Genomic DNA, 3,144 nt, shown 5'->3' with positions numbered 1-3,144 from the left:
CGGCCCTGAGCAGTCCTCCAACACCTATTGATTCAATGGCAGCTTTGCGCCCCCATTACTTTCGAAATGTGTACCCATTTCCAAACCGAACACCGCACTTTTCGGAATTGAATTCTTGAAGATCAGTTCATTTGCGGCGTGCAGACAGGGCAATCGCAACGCCTGAAACACAGATCAGCCCCATCCCGGCCAGGCTGAACACGCCAGGGACATCTCCGAAGAACAAGAATCCAAGTCCTCCCGCCCACACCAGATGGGCGTAGTTGACAGGCGCCAGAAGAGACGGCGGCGCTGCGCGATAGGCGGCTGTGAAGAGATAGTGACCCAGGGAATAGGCAACGCCCAGCCCAAGCATGACGACAAGATCGAAGGCAGCGATTGCAAGTCCGGACAATGAAGGGGCTGCCCACAAGCCAAAGACGACGGTGCCCACCCAAGCCGTATGGAACAACAGGGATATTGTGGTTTCCGTGCGCGAAAGCAAATGGGTTAGCAGGTGATAGGCTGTTGCAAGCCCAGCATTTATAAGGGCGAGGGTAACCCCAAACGCATCCAGACCACCTCCCGGCCTTACGATGATCAAGACGCCGGCAAAACCCAAGGCAGCCCAGATCCAGTTCCCGCGCCGGACAGGCTCGCCCAGAAATGGCGCGGAAAGAAGCATCACGACAAAGGGCGATAGGTAAATTATGGCGATGGTTTCACCGACGGGCATCAGGCGAAGGGCCAAGGCGAGCGTGAGGGAAGCAAGGGCCAGGCAACCACCCCTGCCTATGACAAGCCAGACACGGTTGGTTGCCCAAAGGCGGGCGCCCAGCTTCGGATAAACGAAAGCCAGCAAAAGCGCCGTGTTCAGCGCGTAGCGCACTGCCAGAATGACTTCGACGGGATAGCGGCCAGCAAGATATTTGGTGCTGACGTCTCCGAGCGCAAAGGAGAAGGTCGCTGCCAGTACCAATGCGATCCCGGCAAGTGCCGCACGGAGTGGAAGACCGGGTTCCTCCAAAGTGTTCACTGGCCCGAAAGCTTCAGGAAGGCTTCGGGGTAACGGTCGCCTTGCGCCTGGAAACCAGCAGAGAGTTGATCGACTTCCTCGAAATCATCGCTGGAGAGTTCAACGTCCAACGCGCCCAAATTTTCCTCCAACCGGCTGACACGGCGCGTCCCGAAGAGAGGCACGATCCACGGCCTCTTGGCCAGCATCCAGGCAAGTGCCAATTGCGCCGTCGAGATGCCGACACGTGTTGCAATCCCGGTCAGGCCTTCGACCAGCGAAGCATTTGCAGCCCGGGCCTCAGGATCAAATCGCGGGATGTTGCTCCGGAAATCCGCGCCATCGAGCTTCGTATCCTGGTCGATCTTGCCCGTCAGAAAACCCTTTCCAAGAGGACTGAAGGGAACGAGCCCGATCCCCAGGTCTTCGAGCACCTGGAAAACGTCCTGCTCCAGATCCCGAGTCCAAAGCGAATATTCGCTTTGCAGCGCCGAGACGGGAAAGACCGCATGTGCACGATGGATGGAGGCTGGCCCCGCTTCGGACAAGCCGAAATAGCGTACCTTGCCGGCTGCGGCGAGATCGGCGACCGTACCGGCAACATCTTCCATGGGCACGTTTGGGTCGACCCGGTGCTGGTAGATGAGATCGATGACATCGACGCCAAGCCGCTTCAGAGAGCCGTCAACCGCATTCCGGATCTGCTCCGGCCGGCTGTTTACGCCGCCCTTGTGCCGCCCGGTCTTTTGATCGATGTCCCAGCCGAACTTCGTGGCTATCTGGACCCTGCCGCGAAGCGGGCGAAGTGCCTCTCCCACGATTTCCTCGTTTGTCCACGGACCGTAGGACTCGGCGGTGTCAATCAGGGTGATGCCCCGGTCTACTGCCGCTCTGAGGAGCTCTATCAGGCCCTGGCGGTCGCGCAGTTCGCCATACCCCATGGCGCCGAGTGCCAGCGCGGAAACCTCAAGCCCTTCGGAACCAATCTTGCGTATGAGCATTTTTCCCTCCGATGATCGACACGGTATCATCTGCAGTTTAAATCGATAATGGGCATAATCTCGATTAGACTGATACTGGAATCGAATGAATGAGGCGCAATCACCTGGCTGACCTGAATGTCTTTCTGGAAGTGGTCGAACAGGGCGGCTTCACCAGGGCAGCGGCACGGCTTGGCACTTCTCAATCGGCCGTCAGCAATTCGGTGAAGCGGCTGGAGGCTGCACTGGGCCTGCGCTTGCTGAATCGGACCACCAGAAAAGTATCTCTGACGCAGGCGGGAGAGCGGCTCGCGGATGGCCTTGCGGTGCCGCTTGAGGAAATTGACGACCAGATTGCCGCCTTGAGCTCGCTCCGCGAGGAACCTTCCGGCCTGATCCGGATCGCAGCGCCTGCCCTGGCGGCGGAAACAATTCTTTGGCCCAGACTTTCGCCGCTTCTCGTCCAACATCCTGACCTGCGGATCGAATTGATTGTCGAAAGCCGTTTGACGGATATCGTGGCGGAACGTTTCGATGCGGGAGTGCGGCTTGGCGAAAGCATCGACCGGGACATGATCGCGGTGCGCATCGGTCCGGATCTTCGCATGGCACTCGTCTGCTCTCCATCCTATCTGGATGCCGTCTCGCCCCCGGAACATCCGCGGGATCTCGTGGAACACAATTGCATCAACCTCCGGCTCGAAACGCTCGGTGGATATTATGTCTGGGAATTCGAAAAGGAGGGGCGTGCGCTGAATGTGAGGGTCGATGGCCGAACAGCTTTCAACACGCCACGTTTATGCTGTGCCGCAGCCGTTGCCGGACAAGGATTCACTCTGTTGCCTGAAGACCACGTTCAGGAAGACATCGCCTCGGGCAGGTTGGTTCGTTTGTTTGAAGACTGGTGTTCGCCCTTTGCCGGCTACCACCTCTATTTTCCAAACCGGCGACAATCCTCCGCAGCGCTGCAATCCGTCGTAAAAACACTTCGGCTGCGTTGAGAGTCTGAATCGAAAAAGGGCGATGAGATCGTCGCGAGCCTCATGTGGCAAAAGCAATCCCTTGTTCGAACGACCACGATAACGCTCTCATCGAGTAAAGTAGCCAGTGTTCTTCCAGCCAAATTCCGGTCGTTCGACCACGCCGCAGCGAATGACAGCTCCCCGCCCT

The 3,144-nt window shown here is 58.1% G+C and carries 3 protein-coding genes; 1 reads left to right on the top strand and 2 read right to left on the bottom strand.

What is annotated here, in order from left to right; genetic code table 11:
• Positions 1–127: 127 nt before the first annotated feature.
• Both HEP89_RS09735 and HEP89_RS09730 read right to left on the bottom strand, forming a co-directional pair.
• On the bottom strand, positions 128–1,015 hold the full coding sequence (locus tag HEP89_RS09735) for a DMT family transporter (RefSeq protein ID WP_168691919.1): 888 nt from the start codon (positions 1,013–1,015) through the stop codon (positions 128–130).
• Positions 1,012–1,995 (bottom strand): aldo/keto reductase, encoded by a 984-nt coding sequence (locus HEP89_RS09730; RefSeq protein WP_062486536.1) that lies wholly within the window; start codon positions 1,993–1,995, stop codon positions 1,012–1,014. Before HEP89_RS09730 ends, HEP89_RS09735 begins: the two co-directional genes overlap by 4 nt.
• A gap of 89 nt (positions 1,996–2,084) precedes the next feature.
• Here HEP89_RS09730 and HEP89_RS09725 point away from each other — a divergent pair, with 89 nt between their 5' ends.
• A complete protein-coding gene (locus HEP89_RS09725) occupies positions 2,085–2,975 on the top strand; it encodes a LysR family transcriptional regulator (protein WP_062486532.1) in 891 nt (296 codons plus the stop codon).
• Positions 2,976–3,144 lie beyond the last annotated feature (169 nt).

Origin of the sequence: Labrenzia sp. 5N, from assembly GCF_012395805.1 — a bacterium.
Classification (GTDB): domain Bacteria; phylum Pseudomonadota; class Alphaproteobacteria; order Rhizobiales; family Stappiaceae; genus Roseibium; species Roseibium algicola.
This window is presented reverse-complemented; position numbering and strand designations above follow the sequence as displayed.

Bases quoted from the DNA above. Each gene is read 5' to 3' on its own strand.
- HEP89_RS09725 (WP_062486532.1), top strand. From the start codon at position 2,085: ATGAGGCGCAATCACCTGGCTGACCTGAATGTCTTTCTGGAAGTGGTC.
- HEP89_RS09730 (WP_062486536.1), bottom strand. From the start codon at position 1,995: ATGCTCATACGCAAGATTGGTTCCGAAGGGCTTGAGGTTTCCGCGCTG.